General features: G+C 59.0%; 22 protein-coding genes and 1 pseudogene. 13 read left to right on the top strand and 10 right to left on the bottom strand.

Features of this window, described 5'->3' with window-relative positions:
* The 4 genes and pseudogenes from JFT58_RS26740 to JFT58_RS26725 all read left to right on the top strand — a co-directional run.
* Positions 1–1,050, top strand: a pseudogene (locus tag JFT58_RS26740) (SH3 domain-containing protein); the annotation flags it as partial.
* A gap of 90 nt (positions 1,051–1,140) precedes the next feature.
* The gene (locus tag JFT58_RS26735) at positions 1,141–1,737 is read left to right on the top strand and encodes a hypothetical protein (RefSeq protein WP_054898635.1); all 597 of its coding nucleotides are present in this window, start codon (positions 1,141–1,143) and stop codon (positions 1,735–1,737) included.
* A gap of 223 nt (positions 1,738–1,960) precedes the next feature.
* A complete protein-coding gene (locus JFT58_RS26730; RefSeq protein WP_229999649.1) occupies positions 1,961–2,236 on the top strand; it encodes a DUF6124 family protein in 276 nt (91 codons plus the stop codon).
* A 146-nt stretch (positions 2,237–2,382) separates the two neighbouring features.
* The gene (locus JFT58_RS26725; RefSeq protein WP_103299288.1) at positions 2,383–2,601 is read left to right on the top strand and encodes a hypothetical protein; all 219 of its coding nucleotides are present in this window, start codon (positions 2,383–2,385) and stop codon (positions 2,599–2,601) included.
* Between the two features lie 714 nt (positions 2,602–3,315).
* Here the strand turns inward: JFT58_RS26725 and JFT58_RS26720 are convergent.
* Positions 3,316–4,503, bottom strand: coding sequence for an MFS transporter (locus tag JFT58_RS26720; RefSeq protein ID WP_054898633.1), 1,188 nt, complete (start codon positions 4,501–4,503; stop codon positions 3,316–3,318).
* Between the two features lie 481 nt (positions 4,504–4,984).
* On the opposite strand from JFT58_RS26720, the gene mqo reads away from it, so the two are divergent.
* Positions 4,985–6,631, top strand: coding sequence for a malate dehydrogenase (quinone) (gene mqo / locus JFT58_RS26715; RefSeq protein ID WP_054898632.1), 1,647 nt, complete (start codon positions 4,985–4,987; stop codon positions 6,629–6,631).
* A 64-nt stretch (positions 6,632–6,695) separates the two neighbouring features.
* Here mqo and JFT58_RS26710 read toward each other — a convergent pair whose 3' ends face one another.
* Entirely contained in the window at positions 6,696–7,400 is a 705-nt protein-coding gene (locus tag JFT58_RS26710) for an NADPH-dependent F420 reductase (protein WP_254914269.1), read from the bottom strand.
* Between the two features lie 66 nt (positions 7,401–7,466).
* Between JFT58_RS26710 and JFT58_RS26705 the strand changes: the two genes are divergently transcribed.
* Together JFT58_RS26705 and JFT58_RS26700 are read left to right on the top strand one after the other, a co-directional pair.
* Positions 7,467–8,363: a LysR family transcriptional regulator gene (locus JFT58_RS26705; protein WP_054898631.1), complete on the top strand. Its 897-nt coding sequence runs from the start codon at positions 7,467–7,469 to the stop codon at positions 8,361–8,363.
* 192 nt (positions 8,364–8,555) lie between these two features.
* The gene (locus tag JFT58_RS26700; protein WP_054898638.1) at positions 8,556–8,885 is read left to right on the top strand and encodes a YXWGXW repeat-containing protein; all 330 of its coding nucleotides are present in this window, start codon (positions 8,556–8,558) and stop codon (positions 8,883–8,885) included.
* A gap of 128 nt (positions 8,886–9,013) precedes the next feature.
* On the opposite strand, the gene JFT58_RS26695 is transcribed toward JFT58_RS26700, so the two are convergent.
* The 4 genes from JFT58_RS26695 to JFT58_RS26680 form a co-directional block, all read right to left on the bottom strand.
* Positions 9,014–9,409, bottom strand: a complete 396-nt coding sequence (locus tag JFT58_RS26695; RefSeq protein WP_054898630.1) for a PIN domain-containing protein — start codon at positions 9,407–9,409, stop codon at positions 9,014–9,016.
* Positions 9,406–9,663, bottom strand: coding sequence for an AbrB/MazE/SpoVT family DNA-binding domain-containing protein (locus tag JFT58_RS26690; RefSeq protein WP_032892812.1), 258 nt, complete (start codon positions 9,661–9,663; stop codon positions 9,406–9,408). The genes JFT58_RS26695 and JFT58_RS26690 overlap by 4 nt, the downstream gene beginning before the upstream one ends.
* Before the next feature lie 172 nt (positions 9,664–9,835).
* The gene (gene ppnN / locus JFT58_RS26685) at positions 9,836–11,209 is read right to left on the bottom strand and encodes a nucleotide 5'-monophosphate nucleosidase PpnN (RefSeq protein WP_032892811.1); all 1,374 of its coding nucleotides are present in this window, start codon (positions 11,207–11,209) and stop codon (positions 9,836–9,838) included.
* A 148-nt stretch (positions 11,210–11,357) separates the two neighbouring features.
* A complete protein-coding gene (locus JFT58_RS26680) occupies positions 11,358–12,182 on the bottom strand; it encodes an aspartyl/asparaginyl beta-hydroxylase domain-containing protein (protein ID WP_054898629.1) in 825 nt (274 codons plus the stop codon).
* Positions 12,183–12,458: 276 nt separating this feature from the next.
* Between JFT58_RS26680 and fabV the strand changes: the two genes are divergently transcribed.
* A complete protein-coding gene (fabV, locus tag JFT58_RS26675; protein WP_054898637.1) occupies positions 12,459–13,652 on the top strand; it encodes an enoyl-ACP reductase FabV in 1,194 nt (397 codons plus the stop codon).
* A gap of 307 nt (positions 13,653–13,959) precedes the next feature.
* Positions 13,960–14,583, top strand: a complete 624-nt coding sequence (locus JFT58_RS26670) for an HAD family hydrolase (protein WP_034126670.1) — start codon at positions 13,960–13,962, stop codon at positions 14,581–14,583.
* On the opposite strand, the gene JFT58_RS26665 is transcribed toward JFT58_RS26670, so the two are convergent.
* Positions 14,580–15,485, bottom strand: coding sequence for a LysR family transcriptional regulator (locus JFT58_RS26665; RefSeq protein ID WP_054898628.1), 906 nt, complete (start codon positions 15,483–15,485; stop codon positions 14,580–14,582). The genes JFT58_RS26670 and JFT58_RS26665 overlap by 4 nt on opposite strands.
* 102 nt (positions 15,486–15,587) lie before the next feature.
* Between JFT58_RS26665 and JFT58_RS26660 the strand changes: the two genes are divergently transcribed.
* Together JFT58_RS26660 and JFT58_RS26655 are read left to right on the top strand one after the other, a co-directional pair.
* Positions 15,588–16,757 carry an aspartate aminotransferase family protein gene (locus tag JFT58_RS26660; RefSeq protein ID WP_054898627.1) on the top strand — a complete coding sequence of 390 codons (1,170 nt, stop codon included), beginning with the start codon at positions 15,588–15,590 and terminating at the stop codon, positions 16,755–16,757.
* 126 nt (positions 16,758–16,883) lie between these two features.
* A complete protein-coding gene (locus JFT58_RS26655; protein WP_229999651.1) occupies positions 16,884–17,045 on the top strand; it encodes a hypothetical protein in 162 nt (53 codons plus the stop codon).
* Between the two features lie 168 nt (positions 17,046–17,213).
* Here JFT58_RS26655 and punR read toward each other — a convergent pair whose 3' ends face one another.
* The gene (punR, locus tag JFT58_RS26650; protein WP_054898626.1) at positions 17,214–18,128 is read right to left on the bottom strand and encodes a DNA-binding transcriptional activator PunR; all 915 of its coding nucleotides are present in this window, start codon (positions 18,126–18,128) and stop codon (positions 17,214–17,216) included.
* Positions 18,129–18,250: 122 nt separating this feature from the next.
* Between punR and punC the strand changes: the two genes are divergently transcribed.
* On the top strand, positions 18,251–19,435 hold the full coding sequence (gene punC, locus JFT58_RS26645; RefSeq protein ID WP_054898625.1) for a purine nucleoside transporter PunC: 1,185 nt from the start codon (positions 18,251–18,253) through the stop codon (positions 19,433–19,435).
* Positions 19,436–19,573: 138 nt separating this feature from the next.
* Here the strand turns inward: punC and JFT58_RS26640 are convergent, their stop codons facing one another.
* Positions 19,574–20,407, bottom strand: a complete 834-nt coding sequence (locus JFT58_RS26640; RefSeq protein WP_054898624.1) for a hypothetical protein — start codon at positions 20,405–20,407, stop codon at positions 19,574–19,576.
* A gap of 157 nt (positions 20,408–20,564) precedes the next feature.
* Here JFT58_RS26640 and JFT58_RS26635 point away from each other — a divergent pair, with 157 nt between their 5' ends.
* Entirely contained in the window at positions 20,565–22,067 is a 1,503-nt protein-coding gene (locus JFT58_RS26635; RefSeq protein WP_032892803.1) for a nucleobase:cation symporter-2 family protein, read from the top strand.
* A 114-nt stretch (positions 22,068–22,181) separates the two neighbouring features.
* Here JFT58_RS26635 and JFT58_RS26630 read toward each other — a convergent pair whose 3' ends face one another.
* The gene (locus JFT58_RS26630; protein ID WP_054898623.1) at positions 22,182–23,114 is read right to left on the bottom strand and encodes a proline iminopeptidase-family hydrolase; all 933 of its coding nucleotides are present in this window, start codon (positions 23,112–23,114) and stop codon (positions 22,182–22,184) included.
* Between the last annotated feature and the right edge of the window lie 2 nt (positions 23,115–23,116).

Genomic DNA, 23,116 nt, shown 5'->3' with positions numbered 1-23,116 from the left:
ATGGCTGCAATGGCGGCATCAGCGAAAACTTGGGAAGAGGGTCCAGCGGCAAAAGCTATGGCTGCAATGGCGGCATCAGCGAAAACTTGGGAAGAGGGTCCAGCGGCAAAAGCTATGGCTGCAATGGCGGCATCAGCGAGAGCTTGGGAAGAGGGTCCAACGGCAAAAGCTATGGCTGCAATGGCAGCATCAGCGAGAACTTGGGAAGAGGGTCCAACGGCAAAAGCTTTGGCTGCAATGGCGGCATCAACGAGAACTTGGGAAGAGGGGCCAGCGGCAAAAGCTATGGCTGCAATGGCGGCATCAACGAGAACCTGGGAAGAAGGCGCTGTGGCGAAGGCTCTGTCTGCAGCTTCAATTACATGGGGAGAACATTCAGCTTTTAGGGCGGCAGTGTCTGCGGTCAGATCTTTGGACGCATTTTCCGCTATGAGGGAGCTTGCAGAACCGACTGTAACTCTGTCCCGGTGGGGGGTCTCGGGAGCAATAACTGTTGATGCTGTACTTGAGGAACTAGCTAGTCGAACTGATATTACTGTAAAACAGTCTGCTGAAAATTTGTATGAGTTGCTTCAGAAGAGCGAGCCTCAAAGCAATCCGGGATGGGCCGATGTAGCTCAGGTTGGAGAGGCTAAAACTTCTGCCCCCGTCCAATCTCTCAATGCGATCCCAACATACGCCCTGCTGTTCTGGCTCTATGTCGTAGCTCCATTGGTTTACGTGATGGTTAATTGGGAGAGTGCTCGGATAGGTTTAGCTGACTTGAATGCCCGACTCCCCCAGACCGAATTGCTTTCAGAAATTAGAAATTTTATCCGTACGGAAATTGCAGGTAAACCAGCGGATGTCCGGTTAGTCAAAGGCAAAAACGTGCGTCTCAGAGCAGGGCCTGGAATGAAGACAGACGTGATATTACTTTTGCCACCGGATGCAATTGTGGTCGTACTTGGCAAGGAAGATAGAACTTGGCTATACGTCTCGTATGAACATCAGGGCTATATGGTGGATGGATATCTATCTACCCAGTTCTTGAAGAAGATACGCAAGTAATCTATATTCGATAATTTATTCTAAGTTACCTATTAGAAGCCGGTTTAACATGAGGCGCGAGTCAGATCCTATGGGCGAGAAGATAAAGTTATGGAGTTAGAAGCCATCAGTGGTTTTGCTATAGTTGAAGCGCTTAGAACATTTCAGATTAAATCCATCGGAGACATGCTTGCCAAGTTGGATTGGGAGATCGAACAACTTCAGGCAAGCCAATTTTCCCAAGGAGCGCAATCGGTAAATTTTTCGAGCTACTTTGCCATAAACGCTGCGCTCACAGCTTTTCACGTTTGCGACTGGATATGGCATACCGGTACGCAGCAGCAAAGAATTTCTTGGCTACAATTTGCGCCAGCTATATCCACGACGAAAGGTAAAACGCGATTCCAGGTAGGCCTGAAAAATCAATGCCCCGAGTTTGGAGTGTGCAGAGAAATAGCAAATTCGTTCAAACACCTCACAGACAACCAGTTTACGGACAAAGCTATTTTGACTGATGTACCTTTGTTCGAGTTCTCGGTACCTGCCAGTGTGGGCTCGCTGAGGGCAGGAGATCCATTGGTTCAATATGCTAAAGTCCTTATGGTGCGCAGCAGGGATGGCATTACTCCAGTAGCCCATGTTCTTTCTAAAACATATGATTTTCTTGAGGATTTCTGCGAGAAAAATGGTTTTTTGGGTGGCAGTTAAATAAAGCTCACAAATTTAATGGGGGTTGGATATCGGTCGACAACATAACGTTAGGAGCTTTCCCACACGTTTTCCGGCTTGCCCGTCAGACCTCACACCGCTAGCCTCCTCAAGCCGCCGCAAACTCAGCGGCCGGAGGTGGAAGTCCGTATTGCTAAGGCGTTTTTAACTCCCGTACATATTTGGAGCTTCGCCCATGCACAACAACACACGCAGTTCTTCAATGGATCAAAGCGCATCATCCATCGATGCCGCCGTCGAACGCCCAAACCAAAATTTATTCCTCGTCAACCCAACCATCGACCCCGAAACCCTCCTGGCCAACGCCGCCGAAAACCTAGCATCCGCCAACGAAATGGCCGCCACTCTGGCGTTCGACCTCGACGATTCCCAACGCGCCATCGCCCTGGGCATTCAGCAGTTAATCGAGTTGAGCTCGCTGCTCGTTGACCGAGCTCAGGAGCAAGTTGCGCCTGTAACCGCCCCAGTCAAAGCCTGACAACCAACCCTGCCGCCTTGCCCAAGGCGGCAACCTGAACTCATGCTGGCTCCCCGCAAAGTTTCATAATTCTCTGCGTCGTTGAGGTCTACGATCCCCTACTGAGAGAGGACCCCAGCGCCTCCAGCCCACAGGGAACTGAAACCATGATCTCAAACCTCGTCAAAGTCGTGATGATCACCGGCACGTTGCTGTTGAGTGCTTGTTCATCTTCATCGAGTCTGAACAGTGACCCGTGCTTTTCAGGCGGATGCCAGGCATTTGGCGACCATAGCCCCAGCAAAGCCGCCAAGATGAATTTTGGTGGCAGTGGGTTGGGGAGTAGTTATGGGGAGTATGGTTCGGGGTTGTTGCATGATGATTGATGGGGTGGTGGGGCGAGAGTGTTTTGCTTGCTTTGCTGGTTTGCAAAGTGAGCTGCCGTTGGGGTGGAACGCTAAGTAGCCGTTGCCTGAGTACCGGATAGTACGCGGTCTGATCCCGCATTTTCGTCGGCTGTCAGGTCTTCACGGGAGCAAGCTCCCTCGCCACAGGTGCAGCGTCGTGCCGAAGTTCTGTAGATATTTATGCTGCAATGGCGGTGGGTCAGTTAATTCGTCTGTTACTGATATACCGCTATCGCAGGCAAGCCAGCTCCCACATTAGCCATGTATCGCTCGCAGAATCAGCGCCCGGCTCGGATCCCTGTGGGAGAGGGCTTGCTCGCGATGGCGGTGGGTCAGTTAACTCATCTGTTACTGATATACCGCTATCGGCAGCCAGCTCCCACATTAGCCATGTATCGCTCGCAGAATCAGCGCCCGGCTCGGATCCCTGTGGGAGAGGGCTTGCTCGCGATGGCGGTGGGTCAGTTAACTCATCTGTCACTGATATACCGCTATCGCAGGCAAGCCAGCTCCCACAGTGGCCATGTAGCGCCCACAAAATCAGCGCCCGGCCCAGATCCCTGTGGGAGCGGGCTTGCTCGCGAAGGCGGCGTGTCAGTCACTGAATCTATAACTGAACCACTGCTTTCCCAGGCAAGCCAGCTCCACACATTGGTATTGTGTTCGCTTAGCTGATCGGTATTAGGTGAGCCGTTATTGACCGCCTTTCATCCGCCGGGCAATCAGGTAGAGGCCCAGCCCCACCAGCGCTGTAGCAGCACCGATGTAGCCGGTACTGGTCCAACCCAACCCTGCCGTAATCGCCATCCCCCCAAACCACGGCCCCAGCGCATTCGCCAGGTTAAACGCCGCATGGTTCGACGCTGCCGCCAAGCTCGGCGCTTCGTGGGCGATGTCCATCAACCGAATCTGCAACGGTGCCGCCAACGCGACCATGGTGCCCACCAGCCCCATGCTCACCAGCACGCCCCACAGCGACGAGGCGGCGAAGGGGAAGAACAACAACACCGCCATCGACCACACCAATATCAAGCCCACTGCCCGAAACTGCATGCGATCAAACAGTTTGCCACCGGCAATGTTGCCGATGATGCCGCCCACGCCAAAGGCGGCGAGGCCGAAGGGGATCCACTGCGGCGAGACCTTGGTCACTTCGAGCATGGTCGGCGCCAGATAGCTGAATACGCAGAACATCCCGGCAAAGCCAATCGCGCCGATGGACAGAGCCATCCACACCTGGGGTTTGGTGAAGGCGCGCAGTTCTTTGCGTGGGTCGCTGCGTTGTTCGTCGTGGCGGTGGGGCACGAATTGCCAGACCAGGGCGATGGTGAGCAGGGCGATCACGCTGACCAGGGTGAACGCCGAGCGCCAGCCCAGGTGTTGGCCGAGGAAGGTGGCAATGGGGTTGCCCAGCAGCATGGCCAGGGTCAGGCCCATCATCACGCGGGCTACGGCGCCGGCGCGTTTGTCGGTGGGCACCATGCTGGAGGCGACCACGGCGGCGATGCCGAAGTAGGCGCCGTGGGGCAGGCCGCTGATAAAGCGGAAGGCCACCAGCGAGCCGAAGGTCGGGGTGAAGGCGGTGGCGAAGTTGCCCAGGGCGTACAGGCCCATCAGCAACAGCAGCATGTGTTTGCGCAGCAACTTGGCGCCGAGGATGGCCAGCAGTGGGGCGCCGACCATCACGCCCAGGGCGTAGGCGCTGATGGCGTGGCCGACCTGGGGTTCGCTCAGGCCCAGGTTCTGGGCGATGTCGGGCATCAGGCCCATGATGGCGAATTCGCCGGTGCCGATCGCGAAGGCGCCCACGGCCATGGCCGCTTCCATTTTGGCGGCGCTGCGCGCAGGCAGTACCTGCCCGGGTGTTTGCTGGATAGTCATGGGTAACTCTGTGTGGAGGGTGTGCACGAAGGACGTCGCCGATGCTACGCAAGCCGCGACGAAGGTGTCTAGAACCGCCATTTCCGGCAGAGTTCCACGCCTGTGACCGCAGGTCGCGGCTGCCAGGCTTGACAGGGGCGCATTAAAACCCGCGATTTAGGCCTGTCAATTGGCCAAACGGCGCATAAACGCTGTTTAGCGTGATATTCTGCGCGCCGTCTTGGGCTAGTCTTTCCCTGGTGCGTACACCCGTATACGTCCCAGCGGTTGGCTGTCGCCCAGGTAGCTGAAGCCAATAATGATAAGAAGTCAGCGCAGAAGGGACATAACAGTGAGGTCGATCCATCGGCCTTGTGTGCCCACCCTGCAGCCTTTATGTGACTGTGCAGACCCCGCGGTACGTTGCCTGACGTAGCGTGAACGAGGGTTACTCATGATCGGGGGCGGTAGGGCGGATGGCGTTTTATCATAGGTGCTACTGATGTTTAAAAAAGTAAACACTGCCCTGCTGGGGCTGGCTTTGTCGATGGGGATCACGTCCGTTCACGCGGAAGAGGCAAAGAAAGTCGATGTGCTGCTGATCGGCGGCGGCATCATGAGTGCAACCCTGGGTGTCTGGCTCAATGAGCTGGAGCCGGGCTGGTCCATGGAGATGGTCGAGCGCCTCGATGGCGTGGCCGAAGAAAGCTCCAACGGCTGGAACAACGCCGGTACCGGTCACTCGGCCCTGGCTGAGCTGAACTACACCCCGGAAGACAAGAACGGCAACGTTGAGATCCCGAAAGCGGTCGAGATCAACGAAGCGTTCCAGATCTCCCGTCAGTTCTGGTCCTGGCAGGTTCAGCAGGGCGTGTTGAAGAACCCGCGTTCGTTCATCAACTCCACTCCGCACATGAGCTTTGTGTGGGGCGATGACAACATCAAGTTCCTGAAAAAACGCTACGAAGCCCTGAAGGCCAGCCCGCTGTTCGCCGGCATGCAGTACTCCGAAGACCCTGCGCAGATCGCCAAGTGGGTTCCGTTGATGATGGAAGGGCGTGACCCGAGCCAGAAAATCGCGGCCACCTGGAGCCCGATCGGCACCGACGTAAACTTCGGCGAGATCACCCGCCAGTTCGTCGCCCACCTGCAAACCACGCCGAAGTTTGACTTGAAGCTGTCGAGCGAAGTGCAGGACATCACCAAGAACGCCGACGGTTCGTGGCGCGTGAGCTACAAAAACCTCAAAGACGGCACCAAGACTGAAACCGACGCCAAGTTCGTGTTCATCGGCGCCGGCGGCGGTGCCCTGCACTTGCTGCAGAAGTCGGGCATTCCTGAAGGCAAGGAATACGCAGGCTTCCCAGTCGGTGGTTCGTTCCTGGTGACCGAGAACCCGACCATCGCCGAGCAGCACCTGGCCAAGGCCTACGGCAAGGCTTCGGTAGGTTCGCCACCGATGTCGGTTCCGCACCTGGACACCCGCGTGCTGGATGGCAAGCGTGTGATTCTGTTTGGCCCATTCGCCACCTTCTCGACCAAGTTCCTGAAAGAAGGCTCGTACCTGGACCTGCTGACCAGCACCACCACCCACAACATCTGGCCTATGACCAAAGTCGGTATTCGTGAATACCCACTGGTCGAGTACCTCGCTGGCCAACTGATGCTGTCTGATGATGACCGTTTCAAGGCGCTGCAAGAGTACTTCCCGAACGCCAAGCAGTCCGACTGGCGCCTGTGGCAAGCCGGCCAGCGCGTGCAGATCATCAAGCGTGACGAAGAGCAAGGCGGCGTGCTGAAGCTCGGTACCGAAGTGGTCAGCTCTGCCGACAACACCATCGCCGGCCTGTTGGGTGCATCGCCAGGCGCGTCCACCGCGGCTCCGATCATGCTGACCGTGCTGCAAAAAGTGTTCAAGGACAAGGTAGCAAGCCCGGCCTGGCAGGAAAAACTGCACCAGATCGTGCCAAGCTACGGCACCAAGCTGAACGACAGCCCTGAAGCGGTTGCCAAGGAATGGGCCTACACTGCCGGTGTGCTGCAACTGACACCACCGCCAGCGATCCCGCAATTGGCCGCTCCACAGGCTACCGAGGCTGCCAAGCCTGCGGCTGAGCCAAGCAAGCCGGTTTCTGACCTGGCGCTGTAAGCCTCACCCACGAAAAAGCCCGCTGAACCGGTGACGGTCAGCGGGCTTTTTTGTGGGGAAATGTTCAGGAGAGCGGCGGGTGTCGCTCCACCGGGGGCAGCTCAACCGCACGCTCGGCCGCCGCCAGCGCAGCCTTCAAGCCAGCCTGGTCCAGGCGCACGCAGTACGCCGGTTTGGCCCGCTCGAATCGCCAGCTTTCATCCAGCTCACCAGCGTCGACGGCATCGAACCCCAACTCATCGAGCAGCTGGGTCACGACGGCCTTCGCGGTGGCGTCATCCGCCGCGACGGGCAGCGCCCGCCGATCAGGTGCACCGTGAGGGCGGGCGTCTTGCGTCAGGTCGGGGGCGAAGATCGCGTTAAACACTTTCACCACGTGTGAATGTGTCAAATGGTCGGCCAGCAAGCGGCTGGTAGTCGTTTCAAAGCGGTCCAGCTCTGGGATATGCCCATCGCGGTCGGGGTAGTAATTGTTGGCATCCATCACCGTTTTACCCTCCAGCCATTGCGCGGGCACGCTGCGGTAGTGTTGAAAGGGAATCGCCACTAGCACCACATCGCCGAACCGTGCGGCATCGTCTGCGCTGCCAACTTGCACACCGAGTATGCCGCTTACCACGCTGCTCATGGTGTGCGGGCCGCGGGAATTGCTCAGCATCACCTCATGCCCGGCGGCCAAGGCCAGTTGTGCCACAGCACGCCCAATGAAACCTGCTCCAATTACGCCAATCTTCATGTGCTTGCTCCGATGGAAGTACGAAGTGGCTATGATGATTGGCAACCATTTGGTGATAAATCGCAGTTGTGGCGCGGCTGTTGTTACTAGGGGTAGGGAATGATGGATCGTTTATCAAGCATGAATGCCTTTGTGATGGCTGCTGAGCTCGGTTCCTACGTGCGTGCCGCTGAGCGCTTGAATATGTCACCGCAAATGGTGGCCAAGCATGTCACCGCCTTGGAACAACGCTTGGGCGCGCGCTTGCTTAACCGTACTACGCGAAGGCAAAGCCTTACGGAGTTGGGGAGCGCTTACTACGAACGTTGCAAGCACATCCTGACGGAGACTAAGGCGGCGGATTCCCTTGCGCAAATCATGAACGACACCCCGCGTGGCAAGCTGAAAATCACCGCTCCGGTGACGTTCGGCTCCTACAGCCTGATGCCGTTGATCACCGGATTCTTGCGTGACAACCCGGATGTGCAAATCGATCTGCACCTTACGGATCGTTTCGTCGACCTGGTAGAGGAGGGCTATGAGGCGGCCTTTCGTATCGGCCCCTTGGGGACCACTGGCCTGACCGCCCGGCCGCTGGCGCCGTATCGCCTGGTTGTCTGTGCGGCACCGGCCTATTTGCAGGCGCGGGGCACACCGATGACGCCGGCAGACCTTGAGCATCACGAATGCCTGGGCTATGCCTTCTGGTCACGCCCGGCAGATCGTGAATGGGTGTTTTACCAAGGTGCGGTCCCGCACAGGGTGCAGGTAAGCAGCCGTTTGCAGATCAACGAAAGCAGGGCGCTGATGTCGGCGGCGCTGGATGGTTTCGGTATCGTGCTCGGCCCTGAAGACTTCTTGCGCAGGGCACTGGCCGAGGGCCAGTTAGTGCGGGTGCTGCCGGACTTTGACGCGCCAAGTCGATCAATGCATTTGGTCTACACCGCGAATCGGCAGCGCACGGCTAAGTTGCGGCGGTTTGTCGACGCCGTATTACAACGTTTTGGCTCGGTTTAAACGCGCGAGCTCTCTCACCTGTTCATGCAGATTCAGCGCCAGCAGTGCCCGTTCGACTTGAGGCCGGTGGGTTCAGCAATCTGACAGACATTTCCTGTTAAAAATAATCAAAGCCCATGCAGGAGCCCGGCTGGAATAAAGGCGGATTACTTTCTGATGCAGGTGCAGGGCGTTCGCGCCCGAGGGTTTTGTATGTTGTTACGTTATGCAGCATTGGCCGCCATGGTGGTGGCGGCGTCCGGGTGTGTACAAGAGCGTGTAGTACATGAACGCAGGCCGGTGCAACGTGAGTATGTTGAGGTGGTGGCGCCGCAGCCGCCTCCGGTGCAGGTGATAGAAGTCGAACCGGCGGTACGCGAGGGTTATATCTGGTCACGCGGTTACTGGTGTTGGGAAGGCGGGCGCTATGTGGCGGTGCACGGCCATTGGGAGCCGGTGCGCCAGGGCTATCGTTATGTACACCCGCACTGGGTGCAGCGTAATGATGGCTACCACTGGCAGATCGGCGGCTGGATACGCTGACCTAACCTCCTTCTCTGTAGGAGTGAGCTTGCTCACGAAAAACGTCAACGGTTACGCGGGCATTCAGGTTGCACGCGGTGCCTGTGATTTTTTCGCGAGCAAGCTCGCTCCTACACAAACAAAGCGGGCTAGCCGAGCCGTTTCATTCCCGCTGCCTTGGCCGCGTTCAGATCAAAGGTGGCGGTGTACTCGCATCCCGCCGCATGGCCACAGCGTTCAACCAGGCAGTCGGCAAAGTCGGCTTTGCCTGCGCTGAACTTGCGCAATGCCTGCCAGATGATATCGGCGTGCTCGACGGTCAGTTCCCGCGTGTGCAACAAGGTTTCCAACACCATCACCACCTCGCTTTTGGCCGACTGGTAGCAGGACTGCAACACCCACACCAGCTCCGTAAGCGTCACCAGACTGACAAAGCCTGGCGAGGTGGCGGTGAGCGATTCGATGAGCTGGGACGCCTTGGCTGATTGAACCGGGTCGTCCTGGGTCACGTAACGCACCAGCACGTTGGTATCCAGGCCGATCATCCAGCTGTTGCTCCCTGGGCCGCGATGGCGCGGTTCATGTCTTCGATAGACACGGCATGGGCAGGCTTGCGGATCAAACCCTTGAGGTCCTTGACGGTTTTGCTCGCGGCAATCATGGAAAACTTGCCGTCTTCCATTTCGACGAATTCCACCCGGTCGCCTGTTTCCAGGCCCAGGGCTGTCCTGACCTGGACTGGGATGGTGATTTGCCCTTTTGAAGTGAGTGTGGCGGTGGCCATAGTGAAGATCTCCATCGTGATATTCCTTACCTTAAGGTAAGGAGTGACGGAGGACAATATCCGTTGGTCCATAGGTCGCTCGCTGAGGTGAATGAGTCAGAATAGTAAAACCCTAGTCCGAACTCTCGTTCCTCACACGCGTTGCTATGTCCCAAACGAATACAAACTATGACCGACCGCCGCTGGCTTATTGCACCACGCGATAGCACGGCACATACGCCGCTCCGCCCGGCAGTTTCATGCGGTGCTGGGCCACGAACGCCTTCAATAATTCATCCAACGGTTTCATGATCGCCGGGTCGCCGTGGATCTCATACGGGCCGTTCTCCTCGATCAGGCGAATACCCTTGTCTTTGACGTTACCCGCCACGATCCCCGAGAACGCCCGGCGCAGGTTGGCCGCCAGTTCATGGGCCGGCAGCGCGTGGTTGAGTTGCAGGCTGGCCATGTTTTCGTGGGTGGGGTCGAACGGGCGCTGGAAGCCTTCGTCGATCTTCAGCAGCCAGTTGAAGTGGAACGCGTCGTTACGCTCGCGGCGGAATTGCTTCACCGCCTTGAGGCCGGTGGTCATCTGGCGGGCCACTTCAGCCGGGTCGTCGATGATGATCTGGTAATGCTTCTGCGCCGCTTCGCCCAAGGTGGCGCCGACGAACGCGTGCAATTGTTCCAGGTAAGGCGCGGCATGTTTCGGCCCGGTGAGCACCACCGGGAACGGCAGGTCGCGGTTGTCCGGGTGCATGAGGATGCCGAGCAGGTACAGGAACTCCTCGGCCGTGCCTGCGCCGCCGGGGAAGATGATGATGCCGTGGCCCACACGCACGAAGGCTTCCAGGCGCTTTTCGATGTCCGGCAAAATCACCAGCTCGTTGACGATGGGGTTCGGCGCTTCGGCAGCGATGATGCCTGGTTCGGTCAAGCCCAGGTAACGGCCATTGGTGATGCGCTGCTTGGCGTGGGAAATGGTTGCGCCCTTCATCGGGCCTTTCATCACGCCGGGGCCGCAACCGGTGCACACGTCGAGGCTGCGCAGGCCCAGTTCGTGCCCGACTTTCTTGGTGTATTTGTATTCTTCGGTGTTGATCGAATGGCCGCCCCAGCACACCACGATCTTCGGCTCGACACCCGGGCGCAGCGTACGGGCGTTACGCAGCAGGTGGAACACGTAATCGGTGATGCCTTGGGAGTTGCTCAGGTCGATACGCTGGCTATCCAGCTCGTTCTCGGTGTAGACGATGTCGCGCAGGGCGCTGAACAGCATTTCGCGGGTGCTGGCAATCATTTCGCCATCGACGAAGGCATCGGCGGGGGCGTTGAGCAGTTCCAGACGTACGCCGCGGTCCTGCTGGTGAATACGCACTTCAAAGTCTTTGTAGGCGTCGAGGATGGTCTTGGCGTTGTCGATATGCGCGCCGGTATTGAGAATCGCCAGGGCGCATTGGCGGAACAGGGTGTAGATGCTGCCGGTACCGGCTTCGCTCAGTTGCTGCACTTCACGTTGGGACAGGGTTTCGAGGCTGCCCTTGGGGCTGACGGAGGCGTTGATGACTTGACGTTGGGGCATTCTGATTCCTTGAAAGCATAGCCACCGCGCCCGCTAGGGGGCGATGGCTTGAGAATGGTGAGCGCCAATTAAGGTCGCACGAGACGGTTATTTACCTCAGGCGCAAGGCCCAGCGCAAATGCCGTCCAACACCATCATGCCGCAGAACTTACTGAATCAGCTTCCAGTTTTTGTAGAAAACCCGACGCAGGGTAAAGACCAGGCCGGCAAACCCTGCGATCACGGCGTTGAGCACCGAGGGCAGCAGGGTCGGGCGCACAATATCAATGAACAGGCAGTAGCGTTTGGCGTCGTTTTTGTTGAAGGACGCGTGCATCAGCGTGTCATCGAAGATAAACAGCGGGTCGTCGTGCCAGTAGTGCTTGTGCTTGCCCACCTGGATATACACGCCCTCATGGTGCGGTGCCGGCGCCATGTTGTAGAGCACACGGAACATCATGCGCAGGGGGCCGAAGTGGAACGAGGTCGAGCGGTTCTCGTTGAACACCGAGACGCCGATGGTTTTCACGAACGGCAGTTTCTTGCGCAGCTGCGGGATATCCAGGGTGGTTTCGATCGGGCGACCGTACCACTGGAAGAACAACATGCCGCGTTTCTTCTCGGCCATGCGCTCGTCCAGGTAGCTGATGATTTCATCCTTGCGGGCCATGGCGTCGTCGATCACCTGTTGCAGGTCTGCGCGCCAGGCCGGTGGCAGGTCGTTCATGGTGTAGACATGCCGGTTGTGGCTGCTGAGCAGGTCGAGCAGGGTGTTGAACGGTGCCAGCACCCAGGTATTACGACCGTTGCCGATAAAATACTTCTTGATGGTGTCGCGGTCGTACAGGCCGTTACGCAGGAAGTCATAAACGCCGCAGCACACCACCAACAGCAGAAACACCAGGCAACTGCGCGGGAAACAATAGATCAATAGCAGAACGCCGAGTACCCACGCCAGGGATACCAGCTTCTTGCCGACAGCATTTTTGCTCATGAAACGAGGCTCCAAAGCCGAAACATATTGAAACAATCTCGTCATCATAGGGGTTTATGGGGCCGGCAGGCGTTTTTAAATAGGGTGAAATTGTGAAGCTGCTGCACAATTTGTAACCGTTGCCGTGCAGGCTCCGACGTTTTGTGGATTGAATTTTGAGAACAGAAGATTTGCGACTATCGTGACGCTTCGGTTTTTCAGGCGTCATAGACCGGTACGATTGAAGTTGAATGGCCACTATTGGCCTTCGGCACCTTGGAAGAGGCAGAAATTTTTATGATCATCAAACCGCGGGTTCGTGGCTTTATCTGTGTGACCGCTCACCCTGTTGGCTGTGAAGCGAACGTCAAAGAGCAGATCGACTACGTAACCAAAAATGGCGTCATCGAGGGCGGCCCTAAAAAGGTACTGGTCCTCGGTGCCTCCACCGGCTACGGCCTGGCCGCGCGCATCAGTGCTGCGTTTGGCTGCGGCGCCGACACCCTGGGCGTGTTTTTTGAGAAAGAAGGCGAAGAAGGCAAGCTGAGCTCCGCCGGCTGGTACAACAGCGCGGCGTTCGAGAAGTTTGCCGTGGAAAAAGGTCTGTACGCCAAGAGCATCAACGGCGACGCGTTCTCCGACGAGATCAAGCGCCTGACCATCGAGACCATCAAGAAAGACCTCGGCAAGATCGACCTGGTGGTCTACAGCCTGGCTGCGCCACGCCGTACCGACCCGCAAGGCGTGGTGCACACCTCCACCCTCAAGCCAATCGGCAAGGCCGTGACCCTGCGCGGGATCAACACCGACAAGGGCGTGGTGGTCGACACCACGCTTGAGCCTGCGACCCAGGAAGAAATCGACGGTACCGTGAAGGTCATGGGCGGCGAAGACTGGCAGCTGTGGATCGACGCCCTGCGTGACGCCGATGTATTGGCCGAAGGCGCCAAGACCACCGCGTTCACCTATCTCGGTGAGAAGCTGACCCAGGACATCTACTGGAACGGCTCCATCGGCGAAGCCAAGAAAGACCTGGACAAGAAAGTTTTGACTCTGCGCGAGAACCTCGCTGCGCTCAAGGGCGACGCCCGTGTGTCGGTGCTCAAGGCCGTGGTCACCCAGGCCAGCTCGGCGATCCCGATCATGCCGCTGTACCTGTCGCTGCTGTTCAAGGTGATGAAAGAGCAGGGCACCCATGAAGGCTGCATCGAGCAGGTCTACGGCCTGTTCAAGGACAGCCTGTACGGCAGCGAGCCGAAACTCGACGCCGATGGCCGCCTGCGTGCCGACCTGGCCGAGCTGGAACCGAAGGTTCAGGACGCCGTGGCCGCACTGTGGAACCAGGTGACCGACGACAACGTCAACGAGATCAGCGATTTTGCCGGTTACAAGGCTGAATTCCTGCGCTTGTTTGGCTTTGAAGTCGACGGCGTGGATTACGACGCGGATGTGAACCCGACCGTCAAAATCAACGGCCTGATCCAGGCTTAAAACGCGGTCAATAAGGTGGAAACTGGCTTGCCCTGATGCCAGTCAGTTAACGCAAATCCCCTGTGGGAGCGGGCTTGCCCGCGAAGGCGGTGTGTCAGTCGCAGCATCTGAGGCTGTACGACCGCTTTCGCAGGCAAGCCAGCTCCCACATTTGATCTTCGTTGTTTTGAGCATTGCGTCCGCTCAATGAGGCCATGCCTCCCCCCCCACCTGTCTTTTCAGACACTTCTTACGCCTCGGCGCGCGCCTCCCTCTTGTAGATCTGTCAGACTCCAGCAGCTATCAAGCCATGCTAACGGAGGATCTGATGACGATTCGTGCAGTAGTTTTTGATTTCGGCGGTGTCCTGTTCGACTGGAGCCCGCAGCACCTGTACCGCAAGCTGATTGCCGACGACGTTGAGCGCCAGTGGTTCCTCGACACCATCTGTACCCAGGACTGGAACACCGAGCAAGATGCCGGTCGCTCCCTGGCTGAAGCCACCCGCACCCTGGTTGCCCAATACCCCGAACACACGACCCTGATCCAGGCTTATTACGAGCGCTGGCCCGAAATGCTACGGGCTGAATTACCCGAGGGCGTGGCGATTCTCGAAGCGTTGCATCAGGTTGAGATGCCGCTGTTCGGGCTTACCAACTGGTCGGCTGAAACCTTCCCTTACGCCCGGGCCAACTATCCATTCCTGACGCGTTTTCGCGACATTCTGGTGTCCGGCGAGGTGAAGTTGATCAAGCCTGACCCGGCGATCTACCACGCCAGCCTCACCCAGGTGCGTGCGCACCTGCCGGATGTCCAGGCCAGTGAAGTGGTGTTTGTCGACGACGTCGCCGGCAACATCGAGGCTGCCATTGCGTTGGGCTGGCAGGGCATTCATCACGTATCGGCCGAGCGCACCGCTGCGCGTTTGCGTGAGTTGGGCGTGGCGTTCTAGCGCGCCCATTTCTCCATTACAAAGTCGACGAACGCCCGCAGCTTGGGCAGGCGGTAGCGGTCTTGGCGATACATCAGGTGCATGGGGCGGCTGGGCAGTTTATAGGTGGTCAGCAAGGCCACCAGCTTGCCGCTCTCCAGGTCCGGTTGCACCAGGGCATCGGCCAACATGCTGATGCCCATGCCGTTGATGGCGGCCTGGCGCAAGCCTTGGGAGCTGTTGATGGTCAATGAGCCAGACACCGGCACCTCCACTTCACCTTCATCGCCGGTCATGCGCCAGAGTTTATCGGTGTCGCGCCAGTTGTCGTTCGCGGGGTAGGCGAATGCCAGGCAGTCATGCTGCTGCAGGTCATCCGGGGTTTGCGGTGTGCCGCGTCGCGCCAGGTAGGCAGGGGAGGCGCAAAGGGTGAGGGTATAGGCCTGCAGAGGCCGGGCGATCAGGCTGGAGCTTTCCAGTTCGCCGAGACGGATCGCCACGTCAAAACCGCTGTCGACCAGGTCCATGCGCTCATTGCTCATCACCACGTACAGGTCGATAAGTGGGTAGCGCTGGGAAAACTCACTCAAGGCCGGCACCAGGCGTTCGGTGCCGAACACGGGGGGCGCGGTGATGCGCAGGCTGCCTTTGGGGGTTTCGCTGTGGACCTGCTCGGCCAGCAGCTCGGAGTCGGCCACCAGCCCCAGCACTTCCAGGCAGCGCTGATAATACTGCCCGCCAAATTCGGTGAGGTTTTGTTTGCGCGTGGTGCGTTTGAGCAAGCTGACGCCAAGCCGTTGTTCCAGCGCTCGCAGATGGTTGCCCACCATGGTGGTCGAAATCCCGCATTCCTGCGCGGCGGCGGTCATGCTGCCGGTCTCGACGACTTTCACGTACACCGACATTGCCTGGAACAGATCCATTATCAAGCCCTGGTTTAAAGTTATTGCAGCAATTCTGCGTTTATCCAGCGAGGGTGGTTAACCATACTTGATCCACCCCAACGATGCACTGGAGCCGCCACCATGACCGCCGCCTGCCTGATGAGCACTTATCAACCCCTGGCCCTGAGCTTCACCCGCGGCCTGGGCACGCGCCTGTGGGACCAACAGGGCCGCGAATACCTGGACGCCGTGGCTGGCGTGGCGGTGACCAATGTTGGCCATTCCCACCCAAGGTTAGTGGCCGCCATCAGCGAACAGGCCGGCTTGCTGCTGCACACCTCCAACCTCTACAGCATCGACTGGCAACAACAATTGGCCCGGCGCCTGGCCCAACTGTCCGGGCTGGACCGCGCGTTCTTCAACAATTCCGGCGCCGAGGCCAACGAGACGGCGCTGAAGCTGGCGCGTTTGCATGGCTGGAAAAAAGGCATCGAACAGCCGTTGGTGGTCGTGATGGAGAACGCCTTCCACGGCCGCACGCTAGGCACCATGGCCGCCAGCGACGGGCCTTCGGTGCGCCTGGGGTTCCAGCGTCTGCCCGGCGATTTCATCAAGATTGGGTTTGGCGACATGGCGGCCCTGGAGGCGGTCACCGCGCAGTTCGGTACACGCATCGCGGCGGTACTGCTTGAACCAATCCAAGGTGAAAGTGGTGTGTTGGTGGCGCCACCAGGCTACCTGAAAGCCATGCGCGATCACTGCACGCGCCACGGCTGGCTGATGATGCTCGACGAAATCCAGACCGGCATCGGGCGCACCGGCACCTGGTTTGCTTTCCAGCACGAAGGCATCGTGCCGGACGTGATGACCCTGGCCAAAGGCCTGGGCAATGGCGTGCCCATCGGCGCCTGCCTGGCCCGCGCTGCCGTCGCTGAGCTGTTCACCCCAGGCAGCCATGGCAGCACCTTTGGCGGCAACCCGCTGGCGTGTCGCGTCGGGTGTACGGTGCTGGAGATTATCCAGGAGCAAGGCTTGCTCGAGAACGCTGCGCGCCAGGGAGAACACTTACTGGCCCGGTTGCGGATGGAGTTGGAGGAACATCCGCAGGTGCGGGCGATTCGTGGCAAGGGCTTGATGATCGGCATTGAACTGGCCAGCCCTTACCGCGACCTGGCCCAACGGGCAGCGCAGGAGCATGGGCTGTTGATCAACGTCACGCGGGGCAAGGTCATTCGCCTGTTGCCGCCACTGACGCTGGAGCGCAAGGAAGTGGAGATGATCGTGCGAGCCATCACCCGCCTACTGGACTGAAAGACGATGCTCGTTCCCACGCTATGCGTGGGAACGCCTCCTGTGACGCTCCGCGTCACGCGTTAAGAGCGGACGCGGAGCGTCCAGGGCAGCATTCCCACGCAGAGCGTGGGAACGATCAGCAGCGTGGGAGCGATCAGAAACACTTACTGGCGCGGTTGCGGATGGAGTTGGAGGAACATCCGCGCGCAGGAGCATGGGCTGTTGATCAACGTCACGCGGGGCAAGGTCATTCGCCTGTTGCCGCCACTGACGCTGGAGCGCAAGGAAGTGGAGATGATCGTGTGAGCCATCACCCGCCTACTGGACTGAAAGACGATGCTCGTTCCCACGCTATGCGTGCTCGTTCCCACGCTCTGCGTGGTAACGCCTCCTGTGACGCTCTGCGTCACGCCTTAAGAGCGGACGCGGAGCGTCCAGGGCAGCATTCCCACGCAGAGCGTGGGAACGATCAGATCAGAGGGAGGGGCCATTCAGCCATTCCTGGTTCATGGTCTCCGTATCGCCTAAATATTCCAGCAACCACGCCATGGCCGGCGACAGTTTGTTCTGCGCCCACGCCACACACGAAGGGCTGGCCGGAAATGGCCGGCTCAATTGCAGCGCCACCAACTCCCCGCGCTCGATCCATGGCAACACCTGATGGGCCGGCGCCATCCCTACACACAGGCCATCGCGCAGGCAATCCAGGGCCGACGCCCAGTTGGGCACCACCAGGCGGCGCTGGTTATCCAGGGTCCAGGTGTCGCGCTTGGGCAGGTTGCGGGAGGTGTCGGTCATGCACAGCGAGGCAAAGGGGCGCAGTTGGTCATCACTGAGCAAACCTTCCACCGCCGCCAGCGGGTGCCGGGCGCTGACCACGCACAGCCAGTTCAACAGGCCCATGTCGCGGAAGCTGAAGTGGCTGGCCACCGGCACCGCGCTGGTGGCGCCGATCACGATGTCGGTGCGTTCATCGGCCAACGCATCCCACACGCCGTTGTACACCTCGTATTCGAGCAGCAATTCCACTTCGGGAAACTGCCGATAGAAGTCGAGCACCAATTGCCGGCAGCGCTGGGGTTTGACGATGGAGTCCACGGCCACCTTCAACTGGCCGCTCCAACCATTGGCCACCTGTTGGCACAGGCGCCGGGTGCCGAGCATTTTTTTCATCACGCCGCGGGCTTCGTCGATAAACAGGCGGCCGGCAGGGGTCAGTTCCACGTCGCGATGCCGACGCACAAACAGCGGCACGGCCAACCATTCTTCGAGCTGACGCACGGTGTAGCTGATGGCCGACGGTACACGGTGCAGTTCCTGGGCGGCGGCGCTGAAGCTGCTGTGACGGGCGACGGCGTCCACCACATCCAGGGAATATTCCGACCACATAGGTACTGCCTTCAAAATTATTGATAAGAGTGTCCAATTATTATCGCTTCACACAGATATTGTCAGCCTCATAATGGGCGACAGTCAGCAAATAGTTTGATGGCAGTATCTACAAGGCTTCGATGAAAAATTCTTTTGGTTTTACCTGGTATCTGGCGGGGCTGAGCATGCTCGGTTATCTCGCCATGGACATGTACTTGCCGGCATTTGGCGCCATGGGCGAGCAGTTGAACATTGGTGCTGGCGCGGTGGGCGCCAGCTTGAGCATTTTTCTTGCCGGCTTTGCGCTGGGGCAGTTGCTGTGGGGGCCGCTCTCGGACCGCCTGGGGCGCAAGCCGATTCTGATCGCGGGCCTGAGCCTGTTTGTGCTCGGTTGCCTGGGCATGTTCTGGGTTCAGAGCGCGCCGCAACTGCTGGCCCTGCGCTTTATGCAGGCGATTGGCGTGTGTGCCGCCGCCGTCAGTTGGCAGGCCTTGGTGATTGATCGCTACCCGGCCGACAAGGCTCACCGCGTCTTCGCCAGCATCATGCCGTTGATGTCGCTATCGCCGGCCCTGGCACCGCTGTTGGGCGCCATGGTGCTGAATCACTTTGGCTGGCAGGCGATCTTCGGCGTGTTGCTGGTGGTGTCGTTGTTGCTGTTGTTGCCGACCTTGTTCCTGCGCAATGTGCCCAAGCGTTCGGAGCACAAGGGCAGCCCGGTGCGCCTGGGGTATGGGCAATTGCTCACTTCTCGGGTGTTTACCGGCAATGTGATGATCTTTGCCGCCTGTTCGGCCAGCTTCTTCGCTTGGCTGACCGCCTCGCCGTTCATCCTCGGTGGCATGGGTTACAGCCCGAATGACATTGGCCTCAGCTACGTGCTGCCGACCCTGGCGTTTCTCGTTGGCGGCTACAGTTGCCGCAGCGCCTTGCAGCGCCTGCCGGGTAAAACCCTGCTGCCATGGTTGCTGGTCGCCTATTGCTTGAGCATGGTGGCGTTGTACGTGGTGGCCACCTTGAGTGTGCCGACCCTGACCACCTTGTTGATCCCGTTCTGCCTGATGGCGCTGTGCAACGGCGCCAGCTACCCGATTGTGGTGGCGAATGCGCTGATGCCCTTTGCGGAAAATTCCGGCAAGGCGGCGGCCCTGCAAAATACCCTGCAATTGGGCTTGTGCTTCGTGGCCAGCCTGTTGGTGTCGTCGATGATCGAGCAACCGCTGTTGATCACGGTGATTGTGATGCTGGCGACGGCGCCACTGGCGGTGTTGGGCTATTGGCTGGCACGGCCGAAGGGCAACTCTTCCGAACTGGCCAACGCCTGAGCTGACAATACGATCAAACTGGTAGGAGCGAGCTTGCTCGCGAAAAACGTCAACGATAACGCGGGCTTTCTGAATGAACGCGGCGTCGGTGAGTTTTTCGCGAGCAAGCTCGCTCCTACAAAAAGCCTGCTTCTTCAGTTAGAACGTCACTTCCATGTTCAGCGTCGGTGTTGAGGTGCGGCTGCCACGGCCGCCGTCCACCCCAAACTTGTTATGCCAGTACTCATACCCCACCCCCAGGTACAGGTTAGGCTTGACGCTTTTACCCGGTCGCACCGCCACCATCAGCGCTGTACGCATCAAGGCCTCCGCTGCCGTATCGCGGCCATGGTAATCCTCACCTTTCTCCCCGACGTAATTGATAAACCCCTGGAATTTCGCCGCATGGTTGCCCACCTCGAACGGTCGCATCCAGGTCAGGTTGAGCATGTAGGTAGCGTCGAAGGTGTGGTTCGACTCTTGCGCGCCGGGAATGCCGGTGTGGTTCTTTTCCTTGTAGTACATCAGGCTCAGGTCCAGCACGCCGACAGTGTTGAACTTCAACGTAGGGCCAATCACCAGGGCGCGCTTCTTGGCGGAAGCGAAGTTGTTGTTGCGGTTGGCGTCGAAGCCCAGGGTCAGCGCGTAATCCTTGATCAGCGCCGTGCCCGGCGGCAAGTCGAACACGCGTGAGGCATACAGCTGATGCCGGTACACGGCGTACACCTCGCTGCCACCGTGGTCGGTGCCTTTGCGCGGGTCGCTGCTGTCGGACAGGAATACGTCGAGGTTGAGGAAATTGCTGCCGTAACGGTAGCCGCTGGCGTGGGTAAAACTGTAGATGCGCTTGCTGAAGTCGTCGGGGTTGTTCGGGTTGGTGAAGTGCTGCCCGTAGCGGAACCCGACGCTGTTGTTCATCCATTCCACCGCAACAGCCTCCCCGCCGCCGAGAAGGGTCAATGCGACGGTGGCGCCCTGTAGTGCCTTTTTCATTATTTTTGTCCTTTGGCGTTCTGGCTCGTGACGGCCGGATTGTTTTTGTAACGCCGTTGGAGGGTATCTTGTTCGATTGATTGTATACAACTCTATGGACATACAGTCTGAACATTGCATACAGTGAGCGCACAACAAAAACAGAGAACCCCTCACCATGACTATCCCGAAGGCGTCACCGCAGCGGCCCGAAGATGAAAATCTGGGCGTCGCCGCCAACATGGCTTACGGCCTGCAGCATGTGCTCACCATGTATGGCGGCATCGTCGCCGTGCCGTTGATCGTCGGCCAGGCCGCCGGGTTGTCGCCGGCGGATATCGGTCTGCTGATCGCTGCATCGCTGTTTGCCGGTGGCCTGGCCACGCTTTTGCAAACCCTGGGCCTGCCGTTCTTCGGCTGTCAGTTGCCGCTGGTGCAGGGCGTGTCGTTCGCGGGTGTGGCGACCATGGTGGCGATTGTCGGCAGCGACGGTGCCGGTGGTGTGCCAGCGATTCTCGGGGCGGTGATGGCCGCGTCCTTTATCGGTTTGTTGATTACCCCGGTGTTCTCAAGGATCACCAAGTTTTTTCCGCCGCTGGTGACGGGCATTGTGATTACCACCATCGGCCTGACCCTGATGCCTGTAGCGGCGCGCTGGGCCATGGGTGGCAACAGCCGGGCGGCAGATTTTGGCAGCATGTCCAACATCGGCCTGGCCGCGCTGACCCTGGTGCTGGTGCTGCTGCTGAGCAAGATCGGCAGCGCAACCATCTCTCGCTTGTCGATCCTGCTGGCCATGGTGATCGGCACGGTGATCGCGGTGCTGCTCGGCATGGCGGACTTCTCTGGCGTCATGCAGGGGCCGATGTTCGGTTTCCCCACACCCTTTCACTTCGGCATGCCCACCTTCCATGTGGCGGCGATCATTTCCATGTGCATCGTGGTGATGGTGACGCTGGTGGAAACGTCGGCGGACATCCTGGCGGTGGGTGAGATCATCGACACCAAGGTGGACTCCAAGCGCCTGGGCAACGGCTTGCGTGCCGACATGTTGTCGAGCATGTTTGCGCCGATCTTCGGTTCGTTTACCCAGAGCGCATTCGCCCAGAACGTCGGCCTGGTGGCGGTGACAGGGGTCAAGAGTCGGTTTGTGGTGGCCACTGGCGGGGTGTTCCTGGTGGTGCTCGGCCTGTTGCCGTTCATGGGGCGGGTGATCGCGGCCGTGCCCACCTCCGTGTTGGGCGGCGCCGGGATTGTGTTGTTCGGCACGGTGGCGGCCAGTGGGATTCGCACGCTGTCGAAGGTGGATTACCGCAACAACATGAACCTGATCATCGTTGCCACGTCTATCGGCTTCGGCATGATCCCCATCGCCGCGCCGAGCTTCTACGATCAGTTTCCAAGCTGGTTCGCGACCATCTTCCACTCGGGTATCAGCTCGTCGGCAATCATGGCGATATTGCTGAACCTGGCGTTCAACCACTTCACCGCCGGCAACTCGGACCAGCAGTCAGTGTTTGTGGCGGGGACTGAGCGCAGCTTGTGCTTTCGCGACGTGGCTGCGTTGCGCGATGGGGATTACTACCGGGGTGGGAAGTTGTTTGATGCCGAGGGCAAGGAAATTCCCCTGGTAGCAGATACCTCAAAGAAAGCCGCAAAACCCGAAACCACTGAGGTTTAAACAGGTAGGAGCGAGCTTGCTCGCGAAGAACGTCAACGATGACGCGTGCTTCCTGAATAAACACGGCGTCTGATAGTTTTTCGCGAGCAAGCTCGCTCCTACAGAGGGCGGATTTCAGCCGGCCTTGAGGGCTTTGTGCGGCAACGAACACGCCTCATCCAGAAACTTCACCACCGTCCCCATGCACGCCTGGCGCTCTTCCACATGGGGCATGTGGCTGGAGTCTTCAAACAGTGCCCAGCGCACGTCCGCTATCTCATCCAGGAATGGCTTGACCACCAACGGTGTGGCTTCGTCATGTCGACCGGAAATCACCAGGGTTGGCACCTTGATGGCTGACAGGCGGCCGATCACATTCCAGTCCTTCAAGCTGCCAATCACGTGGAATTCGGTCGGGCCGCTCATGGCGTGGTACACCGTCGGGTCGGCATCCACCTGGGCGAAGGTGCGTGCCACTTCTTCGGGCCACGGGTTGACCCGGCACACATGCTGGTCATAGAAAATCCGTGAGGCCGCCAGATATTGTGGGTCTTGGTAGTTGCCGGCCTGCTCGTGCTTTAGCAGGGTTTCATGCACGCCTTCAGGCAACAGCTTGCGCAGGCGGTTGGCTTCGCTGACCCAGGTGCGCATGCAGGTGGGGGAGTTGGCAGGGATAAACGCGCGCAGGCCCTTGGGTTGCAAGATTGCGTGTTCGCTGCCGAGCATGCCGCCCCAGGATTGACCGAGGATCGCGTAGTTCTCACTGATTTGCAGGTGGTCCAGCAGGTTGTTCAACTCGTCGAGGAACAGGCCGATGGTCCAGAACGACGGGTCTTTTTCCGGTAAGTGCGTGGAGCGGCCGTTGCCCAACTGGTCGTAGTGGATGACCGCGTGGCCGCTGGCGGCGACGTCCTTGAAGGCGTCGACGTAATCGTGGGTGCAGCCTGGGCCGCCATGGATGATCACCAAGGGCGTGCGGCCTGTGGTCAGGTCGCCGGTGACGCGATACCAGGTCTGATAGGCGCCAAAGGGCGCGTAGCCTTCGCGAACTTTTTCGATGAATTCCATTT

This window comes from Pseudomonas sp. MF6767, assembly GCF_016405475.1.
GTDB lineage: Bacteria > Pseudomonadota > Gammaproteobacteria > Pseudomonadales > Pseudomonadaceae > Aquipseudomonas > Aquipseudomonas paracarnis.
The sequence above is the reverse complement of the archived record's forward strand: the minus strand, read 5'-3'. Positions and strand labels throughout refer to the sequence as shown.

What these genes read in the sequence shown, in the direction of transcription:
- JFT58_RS26640 (WP_054898624.1), bottom strand. Translation starts at nt 20,407, where the DNA reads ATGAAAAAGGCACTACAGGGCGCCACCGTCGCATTGACCCTTCTCGGC.
- JFT58_RS26695 (WP_054898630.1), bottom strand. Translation starts at nt 9,409, where the DNA reads ATGATCGGCCTGGATACCAACGTGCTGGTGCGTTACGTGACCCAGGAC.
- JFT58_RS26730 (WP_229999649.1), top strand. Translation starts at nt 1,961, where the DNA reads ATGGATCAAAGCGCATCATCCATCGATGCCGCCGTCGAACGCCCAAAC.
- JFT58_RS26725 (WP_103299288.1), top strand. Translation starts at nt 2,383, where the DNA reads ATGATCTCAAACCTCGTCAAAGTCGTGATGATCACCGGCACGTTGCTG.
- JFT58_RS26635 (WP_032892803.1), top strand. Translation starts at nt 20,565, where the DNA reads ATGACTATCCCGAAGGCGTCACCGCAGCGGCCCGAAGATGAAAATCTG.
- punC (WP_054898625.1), top strand. Translation starts at nt 18,251, where the DNA reads ATGAAAAATTCTTTTGGTTTTACCTGGTATCTGGCGGGGCTGAGCATG.
- JFT58_RS26670 (WP_034126670.1), top strand. Translation starts at nt 13,960, where the DNA reads ATGACGATTCGTGCAGTAGTTTTTGATTTCGGCGGTGTCCTGTTCGAC.
- JFT58_RS26660 (WP_054898627.1), top strand. Translation starts at nt 15,588, where the DNA reads ATGACCGCCGCCTGCCTGATGAGCACTTATCAACCCCTGGCCCTGAGC.
- JFT58_RS26630 (WP_054898623.1), bottom strand. Translation starts at nt 23,114, where the DNA reads ATGGAATTCATCGAAAAAGTTCGCGAAGGCTACGCGCCCTTTGGCGCC.
- JFT58_RS26680 (WP_054898629.1), bottom strand. Translation starts at nt 12,182, where the DNA reads ATGAGCAAAAATGCTGTCGGCAAGAAGCTGGTATCCCTGGCGTGGGTA.
- JFT58_RS26735 (WP_054898635.1), top strand. Translation starts at nt 1,141, where the DNA reads ATGGAGTTAGAAGCCATCAGTGGTTTTGCTATAGTTGAAGCGCTTAGA.
- JFT58_RS26665 (WP_054898628.1), bottom strand. Translation starts at nt 15,485, where the DNA reads ATGGATCTGTTCCAGGCAATGTCGGTGTACGTGAAAGTCGTCGAGACC.
- JFT58_RS26700 (WP_054898638.1), top strand. Translation starts at nt 8,556, where the DNA reads ATGTTGTTACGTTATGCAGCATTGGCCGCCATGGTGGTGGCGGCGTCC.
- JFT58_RS26690 (WP_032892812.1), bottom strand. Translation starts at nt 9,663, where the DNA reads ATGGAGATCTTCACTATGGCCACCGCCACACTCACTTCAAAAGGGCAA.
- punR (WP_054898626.1), bottom strand. Translation starts at nt 18,128, where the DNA reads ATGTGGTCGGAATATTCCCTGGATGTGGTGGACGCCGTCGCCCGTCAC.
- fabV (WP_054898637.1), top strand. Translation starts at nt 12,459, where the DNA reads ATGATCATCAAACCGCGGGTTCGTGGCTTTATCTGTGTGACCGCTCAC.
- mqo (WP_054898632.1), top strand. Translation starts at nt 4,985, where the DNA reads ATGTTTAAAAAAGTAAACACTGCCCTGCTGGGGCTGGCTTTGTCGATG.
- JFT58_RS26720 (WP_054898633.1), bottom strand. Translation starts at nt 4,503, where the DNA reads ATGACTATCCAGCAAACACCCGGGCAGGTACTGCCTGCGCGCAGCGCC.
- ppnN (WP_032892811.1), bottom strand. Translation starts at nt 11,209, where the DNA reads ATGCCCCAACGTCAAGTCATCAACGCCTCCGTCAGCCCCAAGGGCAGC.
- JFT58_RS26705 (WP_054898631.1), top strand. Translation starts at nt 7,467, where the DNA reads ATGATGGATCGTTTATCAAGCATGAATGCCTTTGTGATGGCTGCTGAG.